Source organism: Actinomadura barringtoniae (assembly GCF_017573505.1).
In the GTDB taxonomy this organism is placed as follows: Bacteria; Actinomycetota; Actinomycetes; order Streptosporangiales; family Streptosporangiaceae; genus Spirillospora; species Spirillospora barringtoniae.
In genome coordinates this window covers 194,627-220,480 of sequence record NZ_JAGEOJ010000006.1, presented here as the reverse complement: position 1 = coordinate 220,480, position 25,854 = coordinate 194,627, and the positions used below count along the sequence as shown (strand labels likewise).

30 protein-coding genes are annotated in these 25,854 nt (G+C 65.0%); 24 read left to right on the top strand and 6 right to left on the bottom strand.

The features are described 5' to 3' along the window. Positions 1 to 90: 90 nt before the first annotated feature. The 16 genes from J4573_RS16385 (at position 91) to J4573_RS16310 (ending at position 15,330) form a co-directional block, all read left to right on the top strand. Positions 91 to 768 carry an AfsR/SARP family transcriptional regulator gene (locus J4573_RS16385; protein ID WP_208256343.1) on the top strand — a complete coding sequence of 226 codons (678 nt, stop codon included), beginning with the start codon at positions 91 to 93 and terminating at the stop codon, positions 766 to 768. Next, on the top strand, positions 765 to 1,016 hold the full coding sequence (locus J4573_RS16380; RefSeq protein WP_208256342.1) for a helix-turn-helix domain-containing protein: 252 nt from the start codon (positions 765 to 767) through the stop codon (positions 1,014 to 1,016). Before J4573_RS16385 ends, J4573_RS16380 begins: the two co-directional genes overlap by 4 nt. Next, the gene (locus J4573_RS16375; protein WP_208256341.1) at positions 1,013 to 2,122 is read left to right on the top strand and encodes a ParB/RepB/Spo0J family partition protein; all 1,110 of its coding nucleotides are present in this window, start codon (positions 1,013 to 1,015) and stop codon (positions 2,120 to 2,122) included. The genes J4573_RS16380 and J4573_RS16375 overlap by 4 nt, the downstream gene beginning before the upstream one ends. Positions 2,123 to 2,373: 251 nt before the next feature. Then, a complete protein-coding gene (locus J4573_RS16370) occupies positions 2,374 to 3,237 on the top strand; it encodes a DUF4417 domain-containing protein (RefSeq protein ID WP_243773103.1) in 864 nt (287 codons plus the stop codon). Next, positions 3,234 to 3,581, top strand: coding sequence for a hypothetical protein (locus J4573_RS16365; RefSeq protein ID WP_208256339.1), 348 nt, complete (start codon positions 3,234 to 3,236; stop codon positions 3,579 to 3,581). Before J4573_RS16370 ends, J4573_RS16365 begins: the two co-directional genes overlap by 4 nt. A 56-nt stretch (positions 3,582 to 3,637) precedes the next feature. Continuing rightward, positions 3,638 to 5,920 carry a hypothetical protein gene (locus J4573_RS16360; protein WP_208256338.1) on the top strand — a complete coding sequence of 761 codons (2,283 nt, stop codon included), beginning with the start codon at positions 3,638 to 3,640 and terminating at the stop codon, positions 5,918 to 5,920. Between the two features lie 3 nt (positions 5,921 to 5,923). Further along, a complete protein-coding gene (locus tag J4573_RS16355) occupies positions 5,924 to 7,924 on the top strand; it encodes a hypothetical protein (protein WP_208256337.1) in 2,001 nt (666 codons plus the stop codon). Further along, a complete protein-coding gene (locus J4573_RS16350) occupies positions 7,921 to 8,394 on the top strand; it encodes a hypothetical protein (protein WP_208256336.1) in 474 nt (157 codons plus the stop codon). The genes J4573_RS16355 and J4573_RS16350 overlap by 4 nt, the downstream gene beginning before the upstream one ends. 98 nt (positions 8,395 to 8,492) lie before the next feature. Continuing rightward, positions 8,493 to 9,521: a hypothetical protein gene (locus J4573_RS16345; protein ID WP_208256335.1), complete on the top strand. Its 1,029-nt coding sequence runs from the start codon at positions 8,493 to 8,495 to the stop codon at positions 9,519 to 9,521. A gap of 87 nt (positions 9,522 to 9,608) precedes the next feature. Continuing rightward, positions 9,609 to 9,899: a hypothetical protein gene (locus J4573_RS16340; RefSeq protein WP_208256334.1), complete on the top strand. Its 291-nt coding sequence runs from the start codon at positions 9,609 to 9,611 to the stop codon at positions 9,897 to 9,899. Continuing rightward, on the top strand, positions 9,896 to 10,081 hold the full coding sequence (locus J4573_RS16335) for a hypothetical protein (protein ID WP_208256333.1): 186 nt from the start codon (positions 9,896 to 9,898) through the stop codon (positions 10,079 to 10,081). Before J4573_RS16340 ends, J4573_RS16335 begins: the two co-directional genes overlap by 4 nt. Continuing rightward, positions 10,081 to 10,311 carry a hypothetical protein gene (locus J4573_RS16330; RefSeq protein WP_208256332.1) on the top strand — a complete coding sequence of 77 codons (231 nt, stop codon included), beginning with the start codon at positions 10,081 to 10,083 and terminating at the stop codon, positions 10,309 to 10,311. Before J4573_RS16335 ends, J4573_RS16330 begins: the two co-directional genes overlap by 1 nt. A gap of 168 nt (positions 10,312 to 10,479) precedes the next feature. Further along, entirely contained in the window at positions 10,480 to 10,926 is a 447-nt protein-coding gene (locus J4573_RS55335; protein WP_279575488.1) for a helix-turn-helix domain-containing protein, read from the top strand. Positions 10,927 to 11,773: 847 nt separating this feature from the next. Next, positions 11,774 to 12,217 (top strand): hypothetical protein, encoded by a 444-nt coding sequence (locus tag J4573_RS16320; protein ID WP_208256330.1) that lies wholly within the window; start codon positions 11,774 to 11,776, stop codon positions 12,215 to 12,217. Positions 12,218 to 12,374: 157 nt separating this feature from the next. After that, on the top strand, positions 12,375 to 13,847 hold the full coding sequence (locus J4573_RS16315; protein ID WP_208256329.1) for a hypothetical protein: 1,473 nt from the start codon (positions 12,375 to 12,377) through the stop codon (positions 13,845 to 13,847). Positions 13,848 to 13,992: 145 nt separating this feature from the next. Next, positions 13,993 to 15,330 (top strand): hypothetical protein, encoded by a 1,338-nt coding sequence (locus J4573_RS16310; RefSeq protein WP_208256328.1) that lies wholly within the window; start codon positions 13,993 to 13,995, stop codon positions 15,328 to 15,330. A gap of 21 nt (positions 15,331 to 15,351) precedes the next feature. Here the strand turns inward: J4573_RS16310 and J4573_RS16305 are convergent, their stop codons facing one another. Next, the gene (locus J4573_RS16305) at positions 15,352 to 16,674 is read right to left on the bottom strand and encodes a hypothetical protein (RefSeq protein ID WP_208256327.1); all 1,323 of its coding nucleotides are present in this window, start codon (positions 16,672 to 16,674) and stop codon (positions 15,352 to 15,354) included. Positions 16,675 to 17,075: 401 nt separating this feature from the next. Here J4573_RS16305 and J4573_RS16300 point away from each other — a divergent pair, with 401 nt between their 5' ends. Beyond that, positions 17,076 to 17,345 (top strand): hypothetical protein, encoded by a 270-nt coding sequence (locus tag J4573_RS16300; protein ID WP_208256326.1) that lies wholly within the window; start codon positions 17,076 to 17,078, stop codon positions 17,343 to 17,345. A 39-nt stretch (positions 17,346 to 17,384) separates the two neighbouring features. Here the strand turns inward: J4573_RS16300 and J4573_RS16295 are convergent, their stop codons facing one another. Beyond that, positions 17,385 to 17,609, bottom strand: a complete 225-nt coding sequence (locus tag J4573_RS16295; RefSeq protein ID WP_208256325.1) for a hypothetical protein — start codon at positions 17,607 to 17,609, stop codon at positions 17,385 to 17,387. 562 nt (positions 17,610 to 18,171) lie between these two features. Here J4573_RS16295 and J4573_RS16290 point away from each other — a divergent pair. After that, positions 18,172 to 18,453: a DUF4352 domain-containing protein gene (locus J4573_RS16290; protein WP_208256324.1), complete on the top strand. Its 282-nt coding sequence runs from the start codon at positions 18,172 to 18,174 to the stop codon at positions 18,451 to 18,453. A 231-nt stretch (positions 18,454 to 18,684) separates the two neighbouring features. On the opposite strand, the gene J4573_RS16285 is transcribed toward J4573_RS16290, so the two are convergent. From J4573_RS16285 to J4573_RS16275, 3 genes are all read right to left on the bottom strand, one after another. Then, positions 18,685 to 18,987 carry a hypothetical protein gene (locus J4573_RS16285; protein ID WP_208256323.1) on the bottom strand — a complete coding sequence of 101 codons (303 nt, stop codon included), beginning with the start codon at positions 18,985 to 18,987 and terminating at the stop codon, positions 18,685 to 18,687. A gap of 162 nt (positions 18,988 to 19,149) precedes the next feature. Then, entirely contained in the window at positions 19,150 to 19,527 is a 378-nt protein-coding gene (locus J4573_RS16280; RefSeq protein WP_208256322.1) for a hypothetical protein, read from the bottom strand. Positions 19,528 to 19,651: 124 nt separating this feature from the next. After that, complete coding sequence (locus tag J4573_RS16275) at positions 19,652 to 19,876, bottom strand: hypothetical protein (RefSeq protein WP_208256321.1); 225 nt, start codon at positions 19,874 to 19,876, stop codon at positions 19,652 to 19,654. Positions 19,877 to 20,078: 202 nt separating this feature from the next. Between J4573_RS16275 and J4573_RS16270 the strand changes: the two genes are divergently transcribed. Then, positions 20,079 to 20,798 (top strand): hypothetical protein, encoded by a 720-nt coding sequence (locus J4573_RS16270; protein WP_208256320.1) that lies wholly within the window; start codon positions 20,079 to 20,081, stop codon positions 20,796 to 20,798. 185 nt (positions 20,799 to 20,983) lie between these two features. Here J4573_RS16270 and J4573_RS16265 read toward each other — a convergent pair whose 3' ends face one another. Continuing rightward, positions 20,984 to 21,841 (bottom strand): hypothetical protein, encoded by an 858-nt coding sequence (locus J4573_RS16265; RefSeq protein WP_208256319.1) that lies wholly within the window; start codon positions 21,839 to 21,841, stop codon positions 20,984 to 20,986. A gap of 174 nt (positions 21,842 to 22,015) precedes the next feature. Between J4573_RS16265 and J4573_RS16260 the strand changes: the two genes are divergently transcribed. The 5 genes from J4573_RS16260 to istB all read left to right on the top strand — a co-directional run bounded on the left by J4573_RS16260 (position 22,016) and on the right by istB (position 25,787). Beyond that, positions 22,016 to 22,192, top strand: coding sequence for a hypothetical protein (locus J4573_RS16260; protein WP_208256318.1), 177 nt, complete (start codon positions 22,016 to 22,018; stop codon positions 22,190 to 22,192). 21 nt (positions 22,193 to 22,213) lie between these two features. Beyond that, positions 22,214 to 22,774 carry a hypothetical protein gene (locus J4573_RS16255; protein ID WP_208256317.1) on the top strand — a complete coding sequence of 187 codons (561 nt, stop codon included), beginning with the start codon at positions 22,214 to 22,216 and terminating at the stop codon, positions 22,772 to 22,774. A gap of 251 nt (positions 22,775 to 23,025) precedes the next feature. Then, positions 23,026 to 23,196 carry a hypothetical protein gene (locus J4573_RS16250; protein WP_208256316.1) on the top strand — a complete coding sequence of 57 codons (171 nt, stop codon included), beginning with the start codon at positions 23,026 to 23,028 and terminating at the stop codon, positions 23,194 to 23,196. A 255-nt stretch (positions 23,197 to 23,451) separates the two neighbouring features. After that, positions 23,452 to 24,996 carry an IS21 family transposase gene (gene istA / locus J4573_RS16245; RefSeq protein WP_208256315.1) on the top strand — a complete coding sequence of 515 codons (1,545 nt, stop codon included), beginning with the start codon at positions 23,452 to 23,454 and terminating at the stop codon, positions 24,994 to 24,996. Then, positions 24,996 to 25,787, top strand: coding sequence for an IS21-like element helper ATPase IstB (gene istB, locus J4573_RS16240; protein ID WP_208256314.1), 792 nt, complete (start codon positions 24,996 to 24,998; stop codon positions 25,785 to 25,787). Before istA ends, istB begins: the two co-directional genes overlap by 1 nt. The last annotated feature ends 67 nt before the right edge of the window (positions 25,788 to 25,854 follow it).

Here is a 25,854-nt window from a genome sequence, read left to right as displayed (position 1 = left end):
GTCGAGGTCCGCGTGCTCGGTCCGGTTGAAGTGGTCCGAGATCCTGCGTGCTCGTCGGAGGGCATGGCGGCACGGGCGAGGGAGTTGGTCGTGTTCCTCGCTTTGGCTCGTTCTCGCAGGGCTTCCCGAGGTCGCATCTGTGAGCAGCTGCGCATCTCCGGCAGTGGTGCGATGGCGAACGGCTACTTTCGGCAGACCTGTACACGCGCACGTGGGTTTCTGGGCGCGGCGGCGGATGGCAGTCCCAGGGTGCTGCGCGATCGCGAGACCTACTACCTGAATCCTGATGTCGGCCTGGATTGGGCGACGTTCCAGGAGCTGGCCGGCAAGGGCCAGGCAAGGGGCAGGGACGGCGTCGAGAAGTTGCGGGCGGCCTTGGATTTGGTCCGTGGGGAGCCGCTGCAGGACTGCCCCTATGAGTGGATCGACCAGGCAATGGTCACCTACATGCGTTCCCGGATCGTGGAAGTGGCCGAGTGCTTGTCCGCGCGAGCCGAGGATCCTGTAGTCGCAGGGTGGGCCGCCTGCCGCGGGTTGTTGGCGGACCCTTACGCCGAGCAGCTGTACCGCGCGCTGATGCGTTCTGCTCATGTCGCTGGGCACACTCGCGCTCTGTTCGGCGCGTACGAGCTGTGCATGGAGGCGCTGAGCGGTCTAGGGCTGAAGCCGGATGAGCAGACCACGGGACTGCTGTACGACCTGACAGGCAGCCGCAGCGTTCCGCGGAGCTTTCGGCGGTGCATCGGGGGCCGGGGGAGCGGGGCATGAAGCGGCCGGTCTCTCTGGCGCAGGTCGCTGATCTGCCGCCGGCACTCGATCTTCTTGCCGCTGCGCGGATCCTCGGCATGGGCCGCACGAAGGCCTACGAGCTGGCGAAGCGCGGCGAGTTTCCGTGCAGGGTGATCCGGGTCGGTGGCAGCTATGTGGTCCCGACCGTTGAGCTTCTGGCTCTCCTCGGCATCCATGTGAATGCGGTGCCACGCCAGCGGAAGCCCGAACGGAACGCTTCATCATGACCGCCCAGCCAGAGTTCCCCGGGCTGGCCGCTGCGCTGGCGGACTCCCGGCGGTTGCGACAGCGCAAACTCGTTCAGCTGCCGTTGCTCGGCTCGCGGGCGGTGTTCACCGATGTGCAGGGGCGAGGTCCAGGCGAGTCGACCGCTCCCTCCGCGCTCGCTGATCTGATTTCGTCGATCAGCGAGATCGGGCTTCTCCAGCCGGTTCTGGTCGAGCAGCTCGACGAGCGGCATCTGCTGGTCGCCGGCGAGCGCAGGCTGCGGGCGATGCGTTGGGGGGCCACCTCGGCACCTGACAACCCGCACTTTCAGGCGCTGCCGGCGGTGGTGTGCCCGGGTCCGCTTGAGGAGGAGGAACGGCGTCGCTGGCAGCTGGTGGAGAACCTCGCCCGCGAACGGCTACAGCCCGGAGAACTCGCTTCCGCGTTGCTGTACGAACGTTGCGCTCTGCTGGCGCAGCGCCTGGCCGCCGCATCCATCTCCATCCCGGAGGCGGTACGGAAGGAACCGGACCCTGTAGCGAGATTCCGGCAGCTCGAGGGCTTGCGGGGGAGTAGCGCCGAGGCCGCGGCGCCATGGAGTGATGTCCTCCGCCGGGTGGGCGTGCAGATGTCCCCACGCAAGGCACGCGCGGTGGTCGCTGCGTTCCGCGCCTTGCCTCGCGAGCTTTCGGCCGAGATGGACGCCCATGAGATCGCGCTCACCACGCGGATGCGCTTCTTGGACTTGGCGGGTGGGAGGGCCGATGCTGCCTCGGAGATTTGGCAGGCGGTTCGTGGCAGGGGACGGGTTGATCTGTTGTCCGCTGCCGTACATGCTGCGGCTCGCGATCCGGCCTTGTCGGCGGAGGCGGCGGTGGAGGCCGCTGAAGAGCTCCATGAGTCAGCTAACACCTCCCGTGCCGCCAAGTTGTCCCGACCGGCAGGCGATGAGGGACATCTGGAGCCGAGGGCGATCGCTTCGAGCCTGGTTGAGCGCACATGCACGGTTCTCGGCGAGTTGGCGGAGCAGTTGCGGGCCGGCTGTCGTGCCGAGGGGTACGAGGCTGGATCGCTGCGGTTGCTTGTGGCTGACCTGCATCGCTTGCTGGAGGAGGCGGGGTCGTGAGCGCCGTGTCGCTTCCCTGGCCGACTTCTGGTCCGGTTCCCCTTCCTGGGAGAGCCTGCTCCTGCCGTGACTGCGCCTTCTGGACGGGCGACGGCGGGCACGGCGGGCCGGCCACGGTGGAGCCCTTGTGCTCGGGATGTAACAGCGATTGTTCGTATTGCGGATGCGCTCATGCAGAAGCGTCCGCGCCCCAAGGCGCGTGTGATCGTTGCCCGATCCGCTGTCCGTCCCGGTCGGACATCGCCGAGTGGATGGCCGACCTAGGCGGGACTCTCACCTTTGACGGCCTTCGGCTGGGCGGTCGCCTGCCGGCGGAGTTGCCGTCGTTCATCCCGCAGGTCGACGGGTCGGTGGTGTCTGAGCTCGACCGAGGCTTGCGCTGGCCCGCCTATGCCGTGGGGCTGCGGCGGGTGTTCTCGTTGGCCAGCCATGTGGTCTATCCGCGGTTTGCGGGCAACGACGTGCACAGAGTCTTGGGGTTGGCGCCCGGCCAGCTGGCGGTGCTCGCCGGGTACGGAGTAGACCCGCTGGTCGAGGCGTTCTGGACGTACCGGCGCCGTGACCGCCTGGTCGAACGGATCGTGGCGCAGGGCTGGGACGTCGTGCTCGCGCCGAACTACTCCATCTACGGCAACTGGCCTCGGATCGAGCATCTGATCAACATGCGCCGGTCGATCATGATGGCCGCCGAGTTCGCCGCCGCCGGTGCCGTGGTGGTGCCGAACGTGTACTGGTTCCGGCTGGAAGACCTGCGTCGATGGGCCGACTGGAGCCTGGAGGCGACTCCGCCGGCGATCGCCGTCAACCTGCAGACCGTGCGAGAAAACTCGAACTGGGAATCGTGGTCGCTGCCTGGCCTGTCCTGGCTGGCCGAAAACCTCCCGGCAACCCTGCCGGTCATCGTGACGGGCCTATCGCGCGCCGACCGTATCGCCGGTCTTGTCGAGCTGTTCGGGACGCGGTTGACGGTCATCTCGCAGAACCCGATGCAGTACGCCCTGCACGGCGCCGTCATGACCCAGGACGGACGGCAAGACCTCCACGCGCGTACACCGGACGCCTTCGCCGCGACTGTGCGGTACATGGCATCGCTGCTACCTGGAGGCGCGCCGTGACCACCTGGCGGGCCTTCGTCATGCTGGCCTGGGAACCGAAGTTCGGCGCCTATGTGTACCCCGTTGGGGTCTTCGGGGTCACAGCTGGCGCCGCTGCCGTCCTCGGCGAGCCGTACGTCTCCTGGGTGCCGATGACCTACGAACGCGGCCTGTCCTGGCGCCGCAGACTGGCCAACCCGATCACTGAGGAACTGGTCCAAGACTGGGCGGATCGTGGGCAGCTCACCGAGGTTCCGCTGCTGGCGGGGAGCGCCGAAGCCGTGCTGGCCGAGACTGTCGAGACGCTCCTGAACGGCCTCCTGATCGAGGTCCTGCCGGTCTTCCACGAGCGACGGGCCAAGTGATGGGTTCCAACTCGGCGACCGCGCACGCCAGCTACGGGGTGTCCCCGTCGGTGGCTGTGACCGTTCCCGCGGTAACGGCCTCCGAGCACCTGGCGGAAGCGAAGAAGCTGACCGCGCTCGCAAAGATCATTGCCCAGGGTGGCGCGGATCCCGACGACCCGCACGGCTCCCCGATCGTCGACCTCGATCCCGATGACCTGATGGGCCAATACGCGGCGTTCAGCCAAGCGATCAACGATTCCCGCGCGGAGTTCAAAGCCCTTCAGGGCAGCGACCTGCTGCACTCGGACGACGCGACCATCGCCTACCAGGACCTGCTGAGCACAGCGGAGGCTTACCTCTGGAATCTGGACAACAAGGACCTGCAGAAGCTTGCGACCGCCCACGGATTCGAACACCCCGAGCTTGCCGGTGGATTCAACGGGCATCCGGCTTTGGAGTACTGGCTGAACCCCGCGGTCCCCGCGGACTCCGACATCAAGGCCAAGATCCAGGCCAAGGCGGCGGAACGCTTCGGAGCTGCGGCGGCATCCGCCGAGGGCGTATGGCAGGCAACTCCACAGGAATTCGCTGCGGCTTGCTCCGACACCCTGGCCCAGGCGGACAGCCTCAAGCATTCAGCAGAAGCTGGCGCTGACAAGCCTGAGCAGATCGAGCAACTGCTGGCCGCAGAGAACAAGGTGTTCACCGCGACGGGTCCGGGCCTCCCCAGCGACGCGGACCAGATCAAAGCTGACGTACGGGAGAAGGTCACCGGTGCCCTGCTGAAGTCTCAGCTGCCCGGTGTCTACGACCTGGCCAAGACCGAGCAGGCCACGGGCAAGCTCACCTTGGACGAGTCCGTTCTGCTCTCACCGATGGAAACCGTGGCCCTCCTCCGCTCCAGCACACCCGCCGTGGAGGCAGAGTCCTTGAAGCACACGGCCGTTCAACGTGGAGCGGACGCCAAGGCCTTGATCCTCAGCCACACCGATCTGGTCTCCTTCACCGGCAGTCCAGTCGGCGGCTTCGTGCCGCCCCCGCTGACCGGGAAGAAGGAGTCTTGGGACGAACTCGGCTGCTACGCCTACGTCGCGGGCAGCTACGCGAACGCTCACAACGCCGTCGAGGCCTGGAAACACCTCAGCCCGAACATCAGCTCTTTGAGCCATCCTCCCGCCAGCGAAATGACAGCTGGGTTCGACGGCTGGGCCACAGCCCAGAAGCTGGCACATCTCCGCAAGGCCGCCGCTCATCTCGGGATGCCCGACGCAGGCACCGCAACACGCGCGCACATCTCGAACTGGATCTCCTCCGGTTGGGGACCGCCCACCGGGCACGCTGTGCCACCGACCGCAACCACGACCAAACCCACCACGACCACCAAGGCCTCGACGACCAAGCCGACCTCACCGGGCGGATTCATCGCCGAGCATCGGGCGCTGGTTGCCGCGCTCAACCAAGCCAAAGCGACGGCAGCGGACGTCCCCTCACGCCCTGCCGTCACCGAGATCGCGTCCTGGACCTTTGGGCCTGGGAAGGCCGCCCATCTGGGTGGTGGCCACTCCAAATTCCTTCACCAGGCCCCCGATGGATCCACGTGGCTCTTCAAACCCGACAAGTCTTTCGGTGGAGCCCGCGCTCACGCCGAGGCAGCAGCATCCCGCGCTTTCCACACGGCCGGGATTCCCTCGGTGCCGGTGTATGTGAAGACGTTGGGCGGAAAGACGGGATCCGTTCAACCGCTGATCAGCAATGCGCATGAGCTGCCGGACGCTCCGGGATCGTGGTCGCAGGCCGATGTGGACGCGATGGTCCGCTTCCACGTGGCTGCATGGATGGTGGGTGACCACGATGGCAAGAGCGACAACGTGTTGCGGACTCCGTCCGGGGGCTTGGTGCCCATCGATCAGGGACAGGCCTTCAAATTCTGGGGGCAGGACCGGCTTGCCCTCGACTACCACCCCAACAAGTCCTACGGCTCGGCGCGCCCGGTGTATCAACGCGCCTACGACGCTCAGCTGAGAGGCAAGCTCGGCGAGGGCGTGAAGATCAACCCAGCGGCCGCACACCCAGTGATCAAGGCGTTCGAAGCGGTCCCCGACGGCGAGTGGCGACGCATGCTGCACGACACCGCTCATTACGGTGCCAAGCAGGGCGTCGCATGGGTTCCAGCCATGCGGAAGCATGCGGCTCAATCTCTTGGCATTCCAGCGCAGAAGGTGAGCAACGAACAGGTCGCCGAGGCGTTCCTGGACCATGCCGTCGAGCGCAAACACGGCCTCCGTCAAGCCTTCGCCGACTTCTTCGCAGAGCAGGTGCACCTGAGCTCCGGGGCGCACTTGAAGGACGGAGCGTAGGTGATGGGCAGCAACTCCAGCGCCGCCCACTCCGCGTACACGATCGGGCCGACCATCCACGTGGCGATCAACCAGGGCCAGAACGACGACCACCAACCTGGAGATCTCCCGCAGGCGGATGGAACCGATCCCGTCCCTACCTCGAAGCCTCCAGACCAGTCATCCGCCGGCACAGGTCCTCAGTTGGAGCCGAAGGGAGTCAGCCGAGCGAGCCCGGAGGCCCTGACGCCCATCCCCGAGACTCCACCCGAGGGTCTTGGCGTCGGAGTGCCGGTACTGGTGGGAGGTGCGGACCTGGCCGACTCCACGGCGACGCTCATCTCCTACGCCTCGCCCAGCGGCCCACGCGAGGTCCTGCTGGCCACCGTGGAGCAGAACGCCGAACCCAAGCTGATGGAAGCCCTGGCCGTCTCCGCCACTGTCATGGTGCCCGTCCAGGTCACCGAGCAGGTCACCGGCCGACTGCCCCTCGACAAAGACAAGCAACTGTACGAACAGCTCGAGAAGGCCGTGATCAGCGTGAACCACAAGATCAAGAGCGGCAAGGAGATCCCTGAGCACACCAAGGACTACGTCACCACCGCGCTCGACGCCGTCACGGCGGTCAGCGGCAACGCCAACGTCTCCGACGCCGAGGTGGCCATGGCCGCCTACTACGGGGACCGCCTGGAGCTGATCCAGTCACACATCGCTGATACCGCACTTGGCAAGGTCCCTTTCATTGCGCCGTACGAGACCACCGGCGAGGTCACCATCACCAAACACGTCCCCGCCCCACTCGGTGACGAGGCTCAAGGCCTGCCCACCACGCTGCGCGACGCACAGCGCATCCGGGCCAAGGTCGATCCCACGACCGGCGTCGCCTCCTGGGACGGCACGTCTCGTACCACGGCGACCGGCAGCGAGTATCTCGTCGGCCTGGGTGACGGTTACACCGCCATCTACCGTCCGTACGCCGCCAACGAAAAGTCCGGCGCGGAATACTCACTTCGAGGCCAGCTGGAGATCCACGCGCCGGCTGGCGCGGGCCACGGTAAGCACCTGGTCCGCAACCTCGGCAACCTTCACCTGGTGAACCGGCCCATGAGCGCAGCCGAAGGCGAATGGACCTACCTGAACAACAACATCACCGCACAAGGCCTCGCGACCGCCCCCAGCGTCAGCAAAGCAGTCGCCCAGGCCAAGCATCTGGAGGAGCTCGAACTACAAGAGATCTTCCACACTCAAGCTCACCTTGCCGTCGGCCTGGACGAGCCCGCCCTCCAAAGTCTGGCTCGCGACTTCCAACTCGAAGCCGCCGCCCGCTGTCTTCCCAAGAAGGTCAAACTCCTACGCGCAGCCGTGGCCACCGCAACCGGCTTCCCTGACGGCGAGGCACTCGCCGCAAGCCCTAGCTACGACCCTGCCCCCAAAGTCAGTGGCGGCTGGCTCACCTGGGGCCGCTTCGACGTCGCCGGTTCCAGCGCCAAACTCACCCACGCGTGGTCCGGCAAGCGCCTTATCCACCACGTCAGTGGGGGCAACCTAGCTTCCATGCTCACCGCGGGCGTGCTGACCTCCACCGAGCGACGTGCCGTCATGGGCGTCAAGCCTGGTAAAGGCATGAGCGAGAGCTCGGACAAGCGCACTGGCGGCGCCAACTCGGTCTTCCTGCGCGCCACCTCAGCCCCCAACCCAACGGGGCCCGCGCTGGTGTGGGATGACCCCACGACCCTTCTGAGCCGCAGCGACTACTACGCCTATGGCAGCGACCACTTCGGCTGTCTCAACCCTAAGAGCGGCCACAGCACCTCCGGGCAGACCCGCGACCCGTACAAGATCGCCCAGTTCAAGGGCTCCAGCAACGAAATCATGTTCAAGCACGGCATCGACCTGCTCGGCACAGAGGCACCCAGCCGCATCGTCTGCTCGTCGCCGGCCCAACGCCAGCAGCTCTTGGACATCTTCGCCGCCAAGGAAATCACCCATTTGGCAGGGAAACCCGTAACGGAGATCGTCACATGAACATCGCAGCTGACAGCTGGCTTCAGCGCTTCCAAACCCTGTTGGAAGGCGGCCACACCGCCACCGGCGACGAACTCGACGCAGGAGCCCAGCTCGTGGTCACCGACCAGGACGGCACCGAATCCTTCCGTGCCTCTCTCGCACGGCACTGGCGGATCGACGACGAAGACGGCCACACCATCTGGGTCCGTCCCATTCTCGCGAGCTACCGCGAGGACGACGGCACCACTGCCTTCAACCTCAGCCTTGCCCGCCGCCGTGCACTCTCCTGGACGAACGCTGTCCTGGACGGTGACGGCCTGGTCTTCCACCTGCGTTCCGGCGAGACCGCCAATGTCCAGCCGGCCACTGATGCCGAGCTCGCCGAGCTCCGCCGCTGGGACGCCTTCTACTTCACGACCCTCGCCCAGGAAGAAGCCGAGGCGCTCGACGAACTGGCCGACGACTCCTGGCACGGACGCTTCGCTTAACGCGGCGGCGCGTGCCGCTTGCACCGTAGCGAGGGCAGTCCCGTCACCCCTGAAAGAGTGATGCTATAATAGCTATACAATGATGTTGGGGGGAGGCTATGACCGAGACTCAGGATCCAGAGAACGGCGCAGACCGTGCAGGGCGATGGCGTCCACCCGAGGCGCGCCAACTCCCCGAACTACGCGGCAAGCTGGCCGCCTGGCTAAAAGACAGCGGTCCGGCCTTCTACTTGGAGATGGCGCTGCGCGGCAGCCAGCAGGTCTTCCCGAAGGCGCCGAATCGCCGGGTGGCGGCGCAACGGCTGGCCAGCGAGGAACGGCAACGGATCCTGGGTGCCGAGCTGTACTGGGTCTCGGCCGAGATGACCGCGTTGGCCAAGCACGCCGGCAGCCAGCTCACCGAACTTGAGCTGTACGAACACGATCTTCCGAGCCGCAGCGGGTTCATGGTGTTCGCCGAGCCGATCGGCACCCTCCACCACGAGGACGTCGCTGTCGACATCGTCGCTGTCGGCTGGGGCGTTCGGCGCTCGGCCATCACTGTCGACACAGGATGGGCAGACATTGAGGTCGGACGGGACTGGGCTGATGGCGCGGTCTGGTTCACCTTCTACAGCGACCCGCTCGGCCCGATTCAGGCGATCTGCGGTGACGACCCGGACTGCCATCGCCAATGGCGTCGCAGCATCGGCCCGTTCATGCCCGACAACGAGCTCATCCTGCGGCTCGGCACGCGAGAGGAACTGCCCACGGAACCGGGCTTAACCACGGCGTGGGGACAAACCGTCTGCGCGGCATGGCTGCTGATGAGCCAACCGTGTGCCGCCCAGACGCTCGAGGACGCGCAGCGGGCCGCGCGCCGGAGATTGGCGAAGGCGGGACTTCCCACGGGCGGGGTCAGAGTCATTCACGTTCGCTCCCCGCAGCGCCGAGCCTCGGCAGAAGAGCGAGACCGACAACGCCGCCCGCGGAAACACCGAAGCTGGGTCACCGGACATTGGCGCCGTTACCACTGCGGCCCAGGCCGTACCCGAGTTGAACGCCGCTGGATCAGCCCCTACCTGTCCGGCCCAGCAGATCGGCCGATTCGCGGCACTACTGAACATGTCCGGGTGTGGGACCGATGAAGAGCCTCGGCCAGGCCCGCGCAGCCCTCCTCCGAACTCAATCGTCTGGCGCAAGGGGCGCCGGACGGCACAACCAGGAGGTTCGCAATGACCGACAACCTGTATCCCGTCGGAGTGAGCATCAAGCGCGATGCCCTCAACGGCAGCGGCTTCATAGCCACAGTCGAAGGTGGACATCCGAAGGTCCGGTATCTGTTCGCCTTCGGCGACAGCCGAAGGGCGGCCGGGAGGGCCTTGGCCAAGCTCATCTACGAGACCCTCGACAACTCCCGCTTCGACCTCTCCAAGGTCGGCTCGATCGCCTTGATCGAGGCACGCGTCATTCCGCTCAGGTCGCTCACCGCCAGCGACGAGGACCAGTCAGGGGACAAACAATGAAGCAGCCAGCCATCGCGCTGAAGACGGGCTGCACCATCTATGCCGGGAAGGACATGGTTCTGACGGTGACGCAGAAGCGCCTTCCGCTCTTCACCGAAGGCATCATCTACATCGTTGTCGAGGAACTGAAGTATCCACTCGTCATGCTCGAAAAGGACGAGGTCGAGGTGGTGGGCACGTGATGGACGCCATCGATTGGAAGGACGACATCCCGGCAAGCACGCCCGCGCACCACATCTCCACCGAAGACGAGGCGACGGCCGGCCGGTATCGCTACACCCTGCGAGGCCACGCGGGCCGCTGGTTCGTGGTGCGCGAACCCGTTTCGGGTGCTCTGCCTAAGCAGCGCACGAAGTTCTACCCGAACAAGCAGGAAGCCAGGGAAGTGTTCGAAGGACTGGTCAACGACTGACCCAAGCTCTCCCTTCTGAGGGGCCGACCAATGCGTCGGCCCCTCATCTTGTGCGTGCAGTTCGACCACTCACGTCATCAAGACGACGCGTGGCCCGGCAGAGCCTCATGCAGCTCGTGAAGCGCTACGGTCGTGCCGGACGGTCGTTCAGCAGGTTGGGGGAGACAGATGCCGCCAAGGTCGGTGCGTGGGTTCCGGCCCTCGGTGGTACGCGATCTGCGAGAACAACGAGGATTGTCGCTGGCGCAGCTGGGGGAGCAGCTGGGAGTCAGCCGGGCCCAGGTATGGCAATGGCAGGACGGACGGTCGGTCCCGACTCCCCACAATCTGGTCGAGTTGGCCAGGGTCCTGGAGGTCGACCCGTACGAGCTTTTCGACGCTGATCCGCAGGCGCCGTCCCTGCATGACCTGCGTGTGCGGCAGGGCCTGAGTGCCAAGGACCTCGCCGAGAAGGCCGGACTCTCGTATGAAGGTCTGGTGCACCGCCTAGACCTCGGGCGTGGCCCCGCGGAGGTCCCAGAAGAGGTCCTGGGAAAGCTGGCCGAGGTGCTGAAGGTCGACGTCAAGGCGGTGCGCGATGCGTGCCTGCGCAGCAGGGAACGGCGCCCCACCTGAGCACATCACCGGTGTGTGCGCGGCGCTGACGCCCAGCTGCTAGCCAGAATGCAGGTAGATCGACACCGACAGGCCGGCGCGCTGCGGCCCCCAGGCCAGGCCGCCGGGAACCGATTCCAACGCGACGCTTTGCCCGCGCCCCACGGCCAGGGCCCGGTTGAGCCCGAGCTCGGCGCACTGCTATGCCAGAGCGGTCGTCAACTCCCCGCGTCTCCTCCACACTCAGCGCGGTCGCGGCGTTGCCGTGCCAGGCGCTGATGGGCCTCTGCCGCCGCGTGGACCAGCTAGCTGGCAGCCTCTGAACGTGCGGGAACGTTGCGCAGCGCGGCGACCTTCTGCATCTCGGTGAGCCGAAGCGCAGCCTCGTCCACGAGGTTGGGCGAATATAGCGTCCGGTGACCAGCCAGGTACCGGCAGATCCGCGCCAGGGCAGCGTCCTCGCCGCCCCGACTGTCATGGTCTGCGGGGATGGGCGCGCTCGCCGATACCTCCTGCGGTCTGCCGGCCGAGTACGGGGCTCAGCCCGGGGTGATATGGGCGACCGCCAGGCGCACTCGTTCGACGAGTGGCAGAGGTGCGAGGTCGGTCCGGAGGTGGCGAAGGTAGGCGACTGGGTTGTTGACCAGGGTGGTTGATCGCTCCCGGCGTCGGATGGCAGTCCGCTACAAGCCGACCTCGCGAAGATAATGTGTCGCGAACTCGCTATCAAGAAGCGTGATGGGTGCTTCAAGTAGCAGCACGCCTACGGGTGTGCGCTCGACCCGCCGAAGGCGGTCGGATGGTGCGCCTCAAAGTTTGCGTAGACCTGCCGGTTCGAACGTGTTGTAATCGCTCGCAAGGAGGAAGTATGGAGCCTTCGAATCCACTGCGAGCTGTCACCTCAAGTGAAGTTCTTGCCATCGCGCACCGCCAATGGATGCGAGCGAACAGAATCAAGAGCTACTTCACTTCGGCGTTGGCTGAGACCGACGAGGCGGTGAGGAGTGACCCGGGGCAGTTCTACGTGAGCGATGCCGGCATCTTCGTGCTCACCTGGTATGGCTTGCTCTTCTCTGTCCTGGAGCGCCTCCGGGAGAAGGGGGTGGATCTTACGGGGCTCGATCCGAATATCAACGAGCTCTACAACGCACTTAGGCGTCTTCGTAACTCAGTCTTCCACGCAGAGAATCACTACTGGGACAACCGCCAGCTTGAACTCATGGCGCTAAGCGATGTGGTCACACGCATCAACTACGTTCATGCCACGCTGGGTGAGTACTTCTTGGATGCCGTGGGGCCCGGTGGCGGCTGATCTGTTCGGCGTGGCCCAACGTAGCGACTGAGCGGCCCCAGTTGACTGACGAGTGTCTCTGGAGCTCCAACCCCTGGTGGGGGGCACCAAATCCTTTGCGTGTGCTCAAGCGAGGCAGGATACTGGCTCTGTGCTACCGCGCATCAACGTTCGCACCATGGATTCTTCGTTCGCGTCTGAGTGGCCAGAGGCGCGGCGGCAGCAGTCAACGACGCTCTTTAGAGGTCGTCACGAGCCACCCCTTCGCAAACTCGTCGTACTGGTAGATGTCGATGTGTTGTCCCAAGAGGGTGAGCTGTCGGCTGGCTGGCAACTGTCCGGCGTCATCGAGCACGGTTACATCAGGTGCTACCGCTATGCGGATCAGGGGCCGCCTGTAGATGCAGACTGGCAGCTTTGCGGTCCCGGTTCAGAAGAGCGCTTCGCTGTGGGCTGGGCCATGCCGCCAGAGCGTGACAATGACGGTGGCTGGTCGTTCATCTACGCGCACGAGGATCGCGCCAGCTACACGGGCTTTAGCGGCAGCGTTGTCGAGACGGCCCGGCGGGATGCTGGCTCGACTTCCTATAGCAATCTCCCGCCAGAGGCGGCAGCCCAGCAGCGCGAAGCTGACACGCTGGCAGTCCTGGTAGCGGACCAGGCGCACGCTGACATCTTCATCACGAATCGCCCGTACCTGTTCGAATCGAAGCGGCACAGCTATAGCAACCTCACGGTCTGCCGGCCAGAAGAAGCCCTGGCGCTCATCGGGCTCTATCTGCGTGCGCAGGGCGAACGGGTCATCCCTCTTGCTCCGGTTGGCGGGCACTACCTCCGCTTGGAAGGTGGTCTGTACTCTTGGGTAGGGGCCCGCGAGTTGCTGCCATCTGCCTGGCGCTGGTACACCGCCTGTGTCCAGCATGCGAGCGCTGCAGGTGACGACAGTCTGCTCTACCTGGGGGGTTCCGCACTACAGCGCGTTCAGCGAGCTCTAGAGCATCGCGACAATGTGCATTGCTCCCTGAACCAAATACAGGACGGGGTTACGCTTGAGGCGGCATTGTCGAGCTTTGAAGTCGCGCTAATCCTTCTTCTGGGTGCAGTAGACGCGACGGCCCGTGTGGCCCACACCGTGCTTGGCATTAGTGGAAAAACCAGAGATGCTGGTTGGCAGAGCCCGGGGTGGCTGTCGAAGGTGGGGACGTCCGCCCCTGCGTTGGCTGCCATTTTCGCTTCCGGTACCGACGAACAGTGCACTCTTACTATCTTGCGACTTCTGCGCAACACTGTCCACGGTGAAGCGCTGCGAGGTATGCGTGTACAAAGTTCCTCCGCTGAGCGAAAGACCCTCTTCGGGATCCCGAGGGATGATGAGAGCATCCTCAGGGCCTCCTTCGCAGCCCTTGGTGGAGAGGAAAGCTGGGGAGTGGAACAGCTTCACCGAGGTTTTCACGCTGACCCTGGTGTGCTGCTGGAGGCTTTGTTTCCACGGGTGATCGCTCTGCTTAATCTGGTGATGGACGAAACGCCTGTCGAGCACCTGAGCCATGTCGTGCTCAAGCCGGCGCATATGCTGCCGCCCGAGGACAGACCCCTGGGTCCCTTTCATGAGCGGACGCGGCGCAGCGTCAGACTGCAGCTCGGAATCTAATCTAGAGCACCAAGGTTTACACGTGCTGAAGCGCCATGCCTGTACCACTTCATCGTCGGTGGATCAGTCCAGGTCAGCGACCCGAAAACCCAAGGCGCCGATAGGGCTTCGCGAGCATACTGGCGGTATGCCGCTTCTAGGGAGCATGCCTGCCGAGCGAGCCGACCTCCTGGTGGGTCATCCGCTGCACCGCCAAGCGTACCTCGATCTTGTGCAGATGATTGGTGACCTGCGTCGGGTCAGAACCCCAGCGGACAGATATGCGTTTCAGCAGGAGCTGCTAAGCAAGATCCTAGAGGTTGAGAACCATCGGGCGGCGTGTAGTCGCGTCGTCAAGCGGCTGTGCAGGGGGAAGGCCGTCCCGGTGGATTCGCCTGCGCTTCACAGCTCTGGCGACACGAACGGTCCAGAGCCCTGGGAGCTTGAACGCGATGTCTGCGAACGGGTTGCCCGCCAACTCCGCTCGATCGGCGATGGCTTGGCGTGGAAGGCGTTTGGCTACGACCGCGGCCCGATCCTGGCGCTCTCCCAGAACGCACCTCCTGGCCCTATGGCAAACAAGGAGGGACTGCTGGCGGAGCTTGCGTTTATGGAACAAGCGTGGAAAGAGCAGGGCCGCTTCGTTCTGCTGCACGACCTCACCTCGTGCCTGCGCATCGGGGACGCAACAGAATTCAGAGCACTGGAAGGCAGCAGCGCTTATGACGTGTTTCTGCACGAGATCAAGACCGATCCGAGCAGGAAGAGCCGTACCCAGCAGCGACGCATGCAGTTGGCTACCGCAGCCCTCTACGGCGAGGGTCACTTGCCGGGCGATGAGACCGCGCAACTGACACCGCTACGCACGCCATACAAAACTCACCTCCACAGCCTTCGCGACGCAGTCAGACTCGCTAGCGAACGAGGTGTTCAGGGGATGAAGATTCCTGGCGGAAGAGCACTGTTCGCTGCCAGCCTCCTCAGGTGTAACAGTCTGTGGAGCGGAGAAGAGCTACCTTCAAGGATTGGATCCGCCTTCGCGAGCACCTTGAGGCGGGTGGGCATCACCCAAGTTGGTAGCCGCGTCACATGCAACAGCAGCGACCAAGTTGGAAGATCACCAATGCTTGCGCCCTGGACGATCTACCCTCTTCCGTCCGAGATGTGTGCTGGTCTCGCCGCGGATACCGTGTTCTTCTCGGTGACGCTTTCGAGCGTACGTCTGGTTGAAGCGCTGGAGGCCGCCGGCCTAAGCGGGCGATGGCTACTGGCGGACAGAGAAGGGATCCTCCAGGCAGGGCAACCCGTTCTTCGGGTCGCTTACAACGGTCGTCGTGTGGAGATGAATCCTTCCGAGCTAGCTCGCCTACTCCTGGAGGTGGTCGACCTAGATACGTGGGTTCAAGGCGTCAAAGAGCTCTTGATCGGGGGCGACGTCGTGGGTAACCGTCCGTGGCCCTACTTCAAGAACGAGGCTCGGGTGTGGACCGGCCAGGAAACCTGACGCTCGGGGATCAGGGGCGACCTAGCCCCAAGGCACCGTTTCGGTGTGCGTTACCCACCGTGACGTGAGTTGCAGTCGCGGGAGGTACATGCCCTTGTAGTCCAAGAGGCGCAGGATCACGAGCTCCAAGTAGTGCATGCTCAGGCGCCAGGCTTCAGCCATCTCATCGCTGGTTGGCCACTCAAGTTGCGTCAGCTTCTTCGGTGGGTGCACGAGGTCGTTACGTATCTTGGCGAGCACGTCGGGTGCTTCCCAATCAGGCTGCCCATGGCTACGTCGACGTGCGTCCAGCGCAGTAAAGACACTCGGGATCTCTACAGGGATGCCTGCCCACTGGAGCAACAGGCGCAGGCTCGATGCCGCGGTGAGCTTGCTGTAGGCGTCGGTGGTGATCCACTGCCGGCTCTGGAGCACTGCCCAAGCCAAGAGTTCAAGCGCGGAACACGCAAGCGGGATGCGAGCGTCTACAGGCTGCGTGCCATTCGCCACCAGGTATAGGTTCATCGCGCGGTCGACGACCTTCTCCATGGTCGTATCTGCTGTAAGAAGCGCGTAACCGCGGGCCAGGTCTGGTAGCGCATCGTCGACAAGGTGATCAGGACACCAACGCCACTGCCCAGTCCCGATACGGGGAGTGCTCCACGTCGCCCACATAACTTCGTCCGAGCCGTCGAGGCCAGCAGTGAGCGCCAGGCCCACTTCGCGACCAGCCACGAAGCCCAGGATGACGAACAGCCGACGCTGCAGCTGCTCAACCGACTCACGGGTAACAGGCAGTGCGTCCGGGATCGCCTCGATGATGAACGGAAAGTCCTCGCCCTCGCGGTACTCATCGACTGCAACCAGACGAAGAGTCCAGTCGGGCAGGGCGAACGGGAGTTGCCCCTGCATTTCAACCTGCGTTGCGCACAGAGGGAAGGGATGGTCCGACAGTCGGCCGTTGAGATGGATCACGAAGCGCTCGACCGTTGCGAGGCTGCCAACAGTCATGTTGTTGATCGGGATCGAGCGATCGATCCAGGGCCGCGAGTCATCTGTGCGGGTCGGTAGCGCAGACGCGACGGGAGGTTTCAATGAGGGGTTCGCTGGCAGCGCCAGCGTTGGCCGACGTCCACCCACCACCATTTCTGCCAACCAGGCTTGGCCACCCGCAATGCGGCCATAGAGCTGAGGTCGAGGAGTCAGTCGGAAGGCAACGTCTCCTGCGAGCTGCTGAGTGTTCGCCTCCACGGATGCGAGAAGGTCACCCGCATACACGCGAAAGACACCGTCGTCCGCAGGCAGATAGATGGGCCGAATGTAGGGACCTGCCGTTGCCGGTGGCTGGCTGCTTTGCGCAGTCACGGAGAAACCTCGCTCAACACCTGTAGCTGGTAGAGCCCCAAACGCTACGCGACCGGCCTGGCGCCGGCGGCGAAGCGGCCGAGGTCGCCCGGCATCCCCGCGGCAAGCCCGGCGTGCCGATCATCGACGAGGCGCACTATCCACCGCGCGAGGATCAATTGGTTCGCCGGGGCCATCGCCTACGCCGCCCTGCGGGACGACCACAACCGTGACCATCCACACCTTCCAGGTGCACGAGTTCGAGACGCCCAAAGAGGCGATGCGCTTTCTACCGGAAGGAACTGGGAGAGCATGACGCCGATCTGGGGAGGAAACCGGATCCGAGTGACCTCCAAGTGGGAGGACATCGAGCCGGGAACCGAGGGCGTGAACCTAGGACAGCGCGAGGGCTGCCTGGCGTCATGACCCTGCTCATCGAGCTGGAGTACGGGCGTATCGAGGAGGAGCACGTGCCCGACGCCGTCACCTGGTTCAAGGACGTCCCGCCCACGATGGACGGCCCTTGGTACAACGGCGTCCAGGACCAAGCCGTGACAGGGGAGCATCGGATACGAGGTCCGAGGTCGATGCGGCCGCTGGTACGTCGTGCGGGCGCCGGCTGGCCCCAGTCCGCTCGACAAAGGGCTGGAGCGGCGGACGAGGTTCTACCCGAACAAGCGCCATGCCTGTGAAGTCTTCGAGCACCTGATCAGCGGCGCCTAAGGCGCGGCTCACGGGGACGGTGTGCGGCTGCTAGCGGGCTTCGCCCGCTTCTTCTTCCTCTTGGCCGCGCCCTGGTAGACAAAGCTGACCACCGCCAGGAAGGAGACGGCCACAGTGAGCCCCAGACCGACATCGCCCTTGCCCACGTGGTGTCCAGGGCTGGCCCATCCGATGGTGCACAAGAACAGCAGTGCGCTGATGGACAGGTAGAAGAATGTATCCTTGCGGCTCACGGCCTCTTTCTCCTTAATTTCTGGCCATAGAGCCTGGAGAGAGAGGCGTGCCTCAGCTCCACCAGGCTTGATCCTGGTTGGGCCGAGACCGCCATCCGGAACGGTCGTTCGGGTCAAAGCATTGTCGATCTGTGAATCGATCTGCAACGAGCGTGTCCCGCTCGTGCCCTCGGGCAATTCAGATCTTGCCCGGTGATCGCGGGTGTTGCCGGATGGCCTAGCCGCGATTCTCCTTAGTCGTCGCCCGAGTCGCTCGATCGGGTTGCCATCAAGTTTACGGCAGGGGACGGGGCGTTGGATGTTGCGATGGCCGGGAGTGACGGGAGCATGTCCCTGGGGTAAGGAACCCACACAATCAATCGAACGACGAAGGCCCCCTCGCACACGGCGAGGGGGCCTCTTTCTTACATAGACGAGAGCACCTGAAGAAGGTCGTCATGGCAGTCACCATGATCGCCCTGGCCGGGGCCTCGGGCTGACAGCCTGCGGCTGTGCCACGCAGCAGGCCACGAACGAGTGCGCGACCAAGCCCGCCATCCAGTCCGCGGAGCAGGGCGTCACCTTGACCGCGACGAACGCCGGTACGGGCAAGGTGAAGGTCTCCGTCACCAACAACCGGGCCAAGACGCTGGACGTGAATGCGGGCTTCTTCAAGGCCGTGGACTCCGCCGGCACCGAGACGCAGTCGTACATCACCAGCGAGCTCGGAGAGCTTCAGCACATCGAGTTGGTCACCGGCCGCACCGCGAAGGGCACCGTGGACTTCCGCATCTCCACCCCGCTCACCAAGGTCGTGTTCACCGACCCGCTGGGCAGAGAGATCGTCACGGCTAATATCAAGTAGTCCAGATACAACGAAGCCCCCGGCTCCTATCCCACTGAGGGGCGTGAGGCCGAGGGCTTTCGTGTTTCAGTAGGGCTACTGAGGCTGCTCCTCGGATCCTTCTTCTTTCTTGCGTACCAAAGACGCGTAGAAGGCGGCGATCGCCATCAAAAGGATCATGGTTGCACTGAACGCTCGAAGCTATAGAGCACGGCCGTTCTGAAGCATGTGATGTGGTGGGGGTCTTGAAGATCAGCGGCCTCCCTCACCCCCGGCCCAGAGGCTTAGTGACGGCTTAGGAATGTTCTCCGAACAGCGTGCCGCTGTCACCTCGATACCGGCGAGGAGGGTGTCAGTGACGGCGCTTTGATCGAGCGTGCTGCCGAGCTCGGCCCAATGACCGTCCAGGTCGTCCAACGACTGCATGACGGGGGTGAGTGGGTGCCGTTCTGTTGGCCGGCCCAGAGCCTGGGTGGTGAAGGCGACCGTGTAAGCGATGACGGCCGGCCACATCTCCTCGATCAGCCGCTGGCCCGCGTTCTCCTCGTCAAGCATGAGCTCGTAGTCGACGGGCGCGGCCTCGGCGAGGGCCCGCCGAGCGCGGTCGCGGAGATCGGGATAGGCGGCATCGATGGCGTCGATGACGGCGGCCAGGTGAGCACCGGGCCCGAAAGCTCTGAGCGCTTCTGGGCGGGCATCGGGGCTCGGCAGCCAGATTCAGATCTTGCCCGGGTCATTCCAATAGCCGAGCGGCACATAGAGGGTGCCGCGGTCATGCCACCACTGTTCGAGCTGGTCTCCCAGACCCGGCCTGGCGCAGGCCAGGAACGCGATGATGGCGGACCACCCGGCGGGCGCCGCAAGGTCGTCGTGCAGCAGCCGATCCACGAAGAAGGTGAGCTGGGCGGTGTCGGCTCCGCCCAGATCCTCGTCGAACGCGCAGGCCGGGTACACCGTGACTCCCTCCCCGCGCGGGGCGAGCAGATGACCGGCGGGATAGCGGTCATCGCAGATCGCGCAGGCACGGTCGTTGCGGAGCACGGCGACCGCGTCGGCGCGCGCGGCGGCCAGGAACCGGGCACCGTGCTCGACCATCGCTGCGGCACCTTCACTGGCCGGCAGCTCGGTCCAGGACGTCTCACCCGTGGCGAGTGCGTTCATGTCGATGCGCAGGGCCGGGTGAGGTCCAGCTCGGGGTCGTCTGGATCCTCCCGGTCCGCTAGGGAAGATCCGCCGACCGGGTGATCATGACGTGTGACGGGCCGGGGAACAGCATGTACATGCCGCCCTCAACGGCGTGCTCGGCCTCGACCGGCCATGCCTTGGCGGTGAACGCCTCGGCCAGAGCGTGCTGTGCGTCTCTGGCCAGGACGACGCCGGTGGCCGGTGTGGCGGTCTTGGTGAACGGCGATCGGGCCACCGCATCGGGGGGAGGAGAACCCATCACCTGCTGCTGTTTGCGCGTTCATCGTGCCGCGACCTCGCAGGCGATCTCGTGTGTCCGGATGATGCCAGTTCCCACCAGTGCGTGAACGACGCGTCACTCTCAGGCGTCCTACCTCGCCGACGGATCATTGGCCGACGCGGTCTGCTCACGACGTCGCCCACGCCCCGGCAGCCTCATCCTTCGCCTCCGGGAGTAGCACATGTCCCAGAACAGCCCCCTTCACAGCGCTGTCGTGTTCAGCGTTCTTCTGCCCGCGCTGGCCCTGGCTGCGGCCTGCGAAGACAGCAACACCGGCCGGACGCCGCCATCCGTTTCTCCGGCTCCGCCCTCCAGTCCAGGGCCGAGCGAGCAGCCGGCCGCCGGTCAACCCACGCCGCCCCAGCCGACCGCCAAACCGCAGTCCTATCGAGGCCATGGCGACAGGGTGCTGCGCATCAAGGACGGAGGTGAGATCTGGCTTGCCGCCATCACTCATTCCGGCTCGTCGAACTTCATCGTGGATACGGTCCAGCCAGGCGGCGAGGATGGTGAGGGGCTGGTCAATGCCATTGGCCGGTACAAGGGGACGATGCTGTTCAACATCGAGCAGGGGTCCACCACCCAGGCCCTCAAGATCAAGGCGGACGGTGCATGGACGGTGAAGCTGAAGCCGCTCGCCGAAGCGCGCCGCTGGGCAGCAACGAAAGTGACCGGGAAAGGCGATGACGTGCTCGCCCTTGACCCGCCGTCATCTGGCTTGGCGACGGCAAAGCTGAGGCATACGGGAGAGTCGAACTTCATCGTGGACGCGTACACACGGGACGGCGACACAGAGAACATGGTCAACGAGATCGGTGCCTACGACGGTGAGGTTCAGCTCCCGGAGGGAGCGTTCCTGTTCACGGTGCACGCTGATGGGCGGTGGACGATGACGAAGTGATCCGCGCCCCCAACGTGGCCGGTGCCACCGAGGGTCTTCCACAAGCGGTGTGGCCTCTCGCAGCGCGGCGGAGTCGGGCCGCCCTTGACCGTACAGAGTCGGCCTCGACGATCTACGCGCTACGCTGCGCTGAGTGAAGGCGCCAGGCACCCTTGGGTGGCTGCCTTCGTGGCCTGCCCAGGGCTTCAGTCGCTTGCAGACTCTGTCGTCTCACTGTCATCGTCAGGCGACACAATAAGCCGGACTCCAAGACCATGACCTCGGCGTTCTCGGTCCGAGAGCCAATCCATCGCACGCTGCTGAACATGGGTCTCTGGCAGGAGATCCACCAGCTGGGCACCACCGAAGAGGTTGCGGCTAGGGGCTTTCCGGTGCAACTCCGGCCGAGCAGTATTGATCGCGTCCCGAATGCGCAGCATCTCGATATCCAGCGCATACAGATCAAGGACTTCATCACCGAAGTAGAGGACGCCACCCGCTGGAAAGAAGACCCGCAGCCCATAGCCCTCCCGCAGCGAGTCTGAGGATGCCCCCGGAGTGACGAGCGCCCTACCCGACGAGATGTACCAGTCAGACAACGAGACAGCATCCGGAGTCATGAGCTGATCGAGACGTTCATCCACATGTTCAAATGGGTCACGAACGCTCCCCACCCGGAGCAGCGCGCTATCAGCACTGACGCCGAGCATCGCTCGAAGACGCTGCCCACGGAGGTCAGCAAAGTCTTGCGATTCTTGCTGACTCTGATGATGTGGGTGCCGGCGAACCCTACCCGGACGCAACACCCGCTGAACCACGATCGCTGCAAACAAGGCAGCCTGCAACGCCGCCCATACTTCCGGATCCGTCGGAGAACAACCACCTATCGCTCGACGCCAGGCAGCAACGATGTTGCTGTTAACGATGACCGCCTGGCGCTCAAGCTCGTCCAGATAGATGCCCTGGCGCACAGCTGCGGTCGCTTCCTCGGTCCGTCCCCTCAATGATCGGATCGGGATGCGTCTCAACTGCAGCTCATCCACTTCCGGGACATCCTCAGTCATGCACCACAGCATCTCGGATCGCCTGACCTAAAGCGACCAAATTCACGGCTGTGATACACCGCGACAAGACGCGCTCATGCGCCGTGGATGCAGACAGTCCTCCCTGCGCATCACCCTGCAAAATGGCTACGCCGCTGGCCCGTTCAGCGGCGTCCAGGCTTTCTGCTACAGCTGATGGCAACCGAGCGCACGGCCAAAGTAGTAGCCGCCAGCGCCAAGTACGGCATGACCCTCGACGAGATGACCGCGTTCGTCCGGGAAGCGATGCGCGCCGAGATCCCCGGCGACACAATCGTCAGGCAGGTCTCGACCTGGCGGTCCACCATCACAGAACTCAAGGCCAACGGTTGAGTCGTCAGCTAGCCTCGCAGCATGGCTGATTGGCTCTCCTTCGGCGCGGCGTGCGTCGCCATCGTCATATCCATGGTCGCCACGATCGTGGCGATTCAGGCACGGCGGGAAAGCCGACGTCAGGCTGACGCCGCAGAGGGCGAAGTTCACGCCATACGCACTCCCATTTTCGACGCTGAGCTCCTGCCAATCCACGGGTCGGCCGATTCCCAGCTGGCGCTCCGGCTCGCTCTCACGACGCAGTGGGCTGTCACCCAAGTGCGCGTGGAGATCCTTGATGAGGACGGCGTTTGGTTCGAGCCTGGCTCCGGTGATTCCCCGCCCTCAGTCTCACGTGAGGGGAAGACCGCCGAGCTTGGATGCCGCAAGATCCAGTCTGGCGAGCAGCTGAAGCTCACCCTGGCCGTCGACTCGGCGAACTATGCCGGGCCCATCAGATTTCGCCTCATCACCTACCCCGACGTGCCCGCCGACGCCTCTGAGATCACCAAGGCTCCTTGGGCACAGGCGCTCGAGCTGCCGCGCCCACCCGCCCTCGAAAGCTTCGTACGCCTACCTCGACGCACCCCACGGACTCAATAGACTGGTGGCTCGGCTTGGGGATACATTTTCCGCCGACCAGCACGAACCCATCGTCTACTGTTCGCCGTTCGGCGACCGGATCAAGATCGGCCGACGATCAACTTAAAGGCACGGTTCGTCCACGACGGGCGGGGGCAATGTGTCGTTGGGGCCGGTCGGCGCTTGGGGCACGCGCCTTTGGCCCGGCACCGCCCACCTTGAGGGCGGGCGCTTCACGGTGGGTGGGTGGGCCGCGCGCGCAGGCCTTCCCGGTGTTCGACTCGGCACCGCTTGGCCAAACTGACGCCGGTGAGTACACCGGGGCGCGGTTTCTGGCGTACACGCTCCGCGCGTTCGCCCTCGTCAGCCTCGGCGAGCTCGCTGCGGCGGCCACGGCGCTCGACACCTGCGTGCGGAATGCGTTGAGTGCGGTGAACGATTGAATTCGGGCTCACGCCCACTACGTGCAGGGGCTGGCGATGTGCGTCCGGGGGACGGCTGGACTAGGTGGAAGCGCACGCCCACACCGCCCTGGAAGACACGGCCCTGCTCGACTACAGCACCGGGTGACGGCGGCCATGAAAAGCTCCCCGCTGGCGGCCACTTAGATCCCCACAGGCGGCCACGGGATTCCCCGAGTACGGCTGGATAGCTCCCCGTTCGTTCACATCAGCACCCGCATGTGAAAGATCGTCCGGGTGAAGAACAGCAGGGAGATCATGGAGATTCTTGAGGCGTATGACCTCACAGGCAGTTACCGGGCCGCGGCGGAGCTGGCCGGGTGCGACCACCACACGGTGGCGCGTTATGTGAAGATGCGGGCGGCTGGGCAGAGCCCGGAGGCTCGCCGGCATCGTGAGCGACCGATCGATGCGTTCCTGCCGAAGATCGAAGAGCTGGTGGTCCGCTCGAACGGCAAGATCCGCGCCGATGTGGTGCACAAGCGAATCGTCGCGATGGGCTTCACCGGCGGGGAGCGCACCACCCGCCGCACTGTCGCCGAGGCCAAGGCCCAGCTGCGGGCCGGTCAGCGGCGTGTTTATAGGCCGTGGGTCACCGAGCCGGGGCTGTGGTTGCAGTGGGACTGGGGAACCGGTCCGGTGATCGGCGGCCGTCAGACCACGTTGTGGTGCGCGTGGCTGGCGTGGTCGCGATTCCGGGTGGTGATCCCGGTCTGGGACAAGACACTGCCGACGGTGGTGGCCTGCTTGGACGCGACGTTGCGGCGGATCGGCGGGGTTCCGGCCTATGCGCTGACCGACAACGAGAAGACGGTGTCGGTCGATCACATCGCTGGGATCGCGGTCCGCAACCCCGAGATCGTCGAGGTCGCTCGGCATTACGGAATGACGATCAAGACGTGTGTCCCGGCCGATCCCGAGTCCAAGGGCGGCAGCGAGGCCACCGTCCGCATCGCCAAGGCCGACCTGGTCCCCACCAGCGTGAATCTGCGCGACAGCTTCCGGAGTTTCGGTGAGCTGGAAACGGCTTGCCGGGATTTCTGCGACGAGGTCAACGGGCGGGTCCATCGCGAGACCCGGCGCAAGCCCGCCGAGATGCTCGCCACCGAGCGGCAGCGGCTGCATCTGCTGCCCAAGCAGGCCTTCACCGTCGCGTTCGGCACGACCAGGCGGGTCAACTGGAACGCCACCATCTCGGTCGAGGGCGTCCGCTACTCGGTCCCGCACGAGCTGATCGATACCCGGGTCTGGGCCCGGTTCCACGGCGACGAGCTCATCGTGACCGCGATCGGGGCCGACGGCGGCGCGGTCGAGGTCGCCCGCCACCTTCGCAGCAAGCCGGGGACACCGGTCATCGACGAGGCACACTACCCGCCGCGCGAGGATAAGGAACTCGACCGCACGCCCAAGGCCCGCTCGGCCGAAGAAGCGGCGTTCTTGATGATCGGACCTGGCGCCGCGTCCTGGCTGGTTGAGGCCGCCAACGCGGGAACACGACGGATGAAGGCCAAGATGGCCCAAGCGGTCTCGCTGGCCAAGCTCTATTCGCCCGAGCAGGTCGACCGGGCGCTGGGCACGGCCGCGATCACCGGCCGGTTCGCCGAGGCCGATCTGATGTCGATCCTGGACTACCAGGCCGCGCGAGAGTCCATCGAGCCCACCCGGGCCAGTGAAGACCACAGCCTGCAACCGGGCACCTCAGCCTGGGCCTCCTTCGGGCAGCCGCCCGTCACCAACTCCACTCCCGATGACGCCGCCGATTCTGTTGAGGACAACGCTTGATGGCCACCCCGCTCCGTTCCGTTCACGGCTCCACTGGCGACCCGCTCGCCGAGGCCATCGAGCTGACCAAACGGCTGAAGCTGCCGCACATGCGCCGCGCCCTGGCCGACCTGATCCCCACTGCCAAGGCCCAGCGCTGGGATCCGGCCGAGGTCGTCCGCGTCCTGCTCGCCGAAGAAGCCGCCGGACGAGACCGCGCCAACCTGCACACCCGCCGCAAGAGGGCCGGGTTCCCTGCCGGCAAGACCTTCGGCGACTGGGACGAGACCGCATCCTCGATCCCGCGGCCAACACAAGACGCCCTCAAGAGCCTGGAATGGGTCCGCCGCCGCGAGAACCTTTGCGTCTGCGGTCCGTCCGGGACCGGCAAGTCGCACTTCAGCGAGGCCCTGGGGCAGAACGCCGTCGAGGCCGGCCTGGCCGTCACCTGGTTCAACATCGAGGACCTGGGCTCGCTGGTCCGCCGTCACCGCGCCGACGACTCCATCGCCCGCGCGCTCACCCGCATCATCCGCTCTGACCTGATCATCGTCGATGACATCGGGCTGCTGCCGGTCTCCCCGGACGCCGCCGAAGGCTTCTATCGCCTGGTCGATGCCGCATACGAGCGCCGCGCGCTGGCGGTCAGCTCAAATCTTCATCCGTCGGGCTTCGACGAGATCATGCCCAAGACCTTGGCCACCGCTACCGTCGACCGGCTCATGCACCACGCCCATATCGTCGTTACACAGGGCGACAGCTTCCGGCTCACCCAAGCCACCTCCGGGCAGGGGGTGAAGCCCTTCACCTGATCCACCCACCAACCAACGACGGGGAAATATCTGGCCGTCGTCGGGGACCGCTAACTGGCCAAGATCG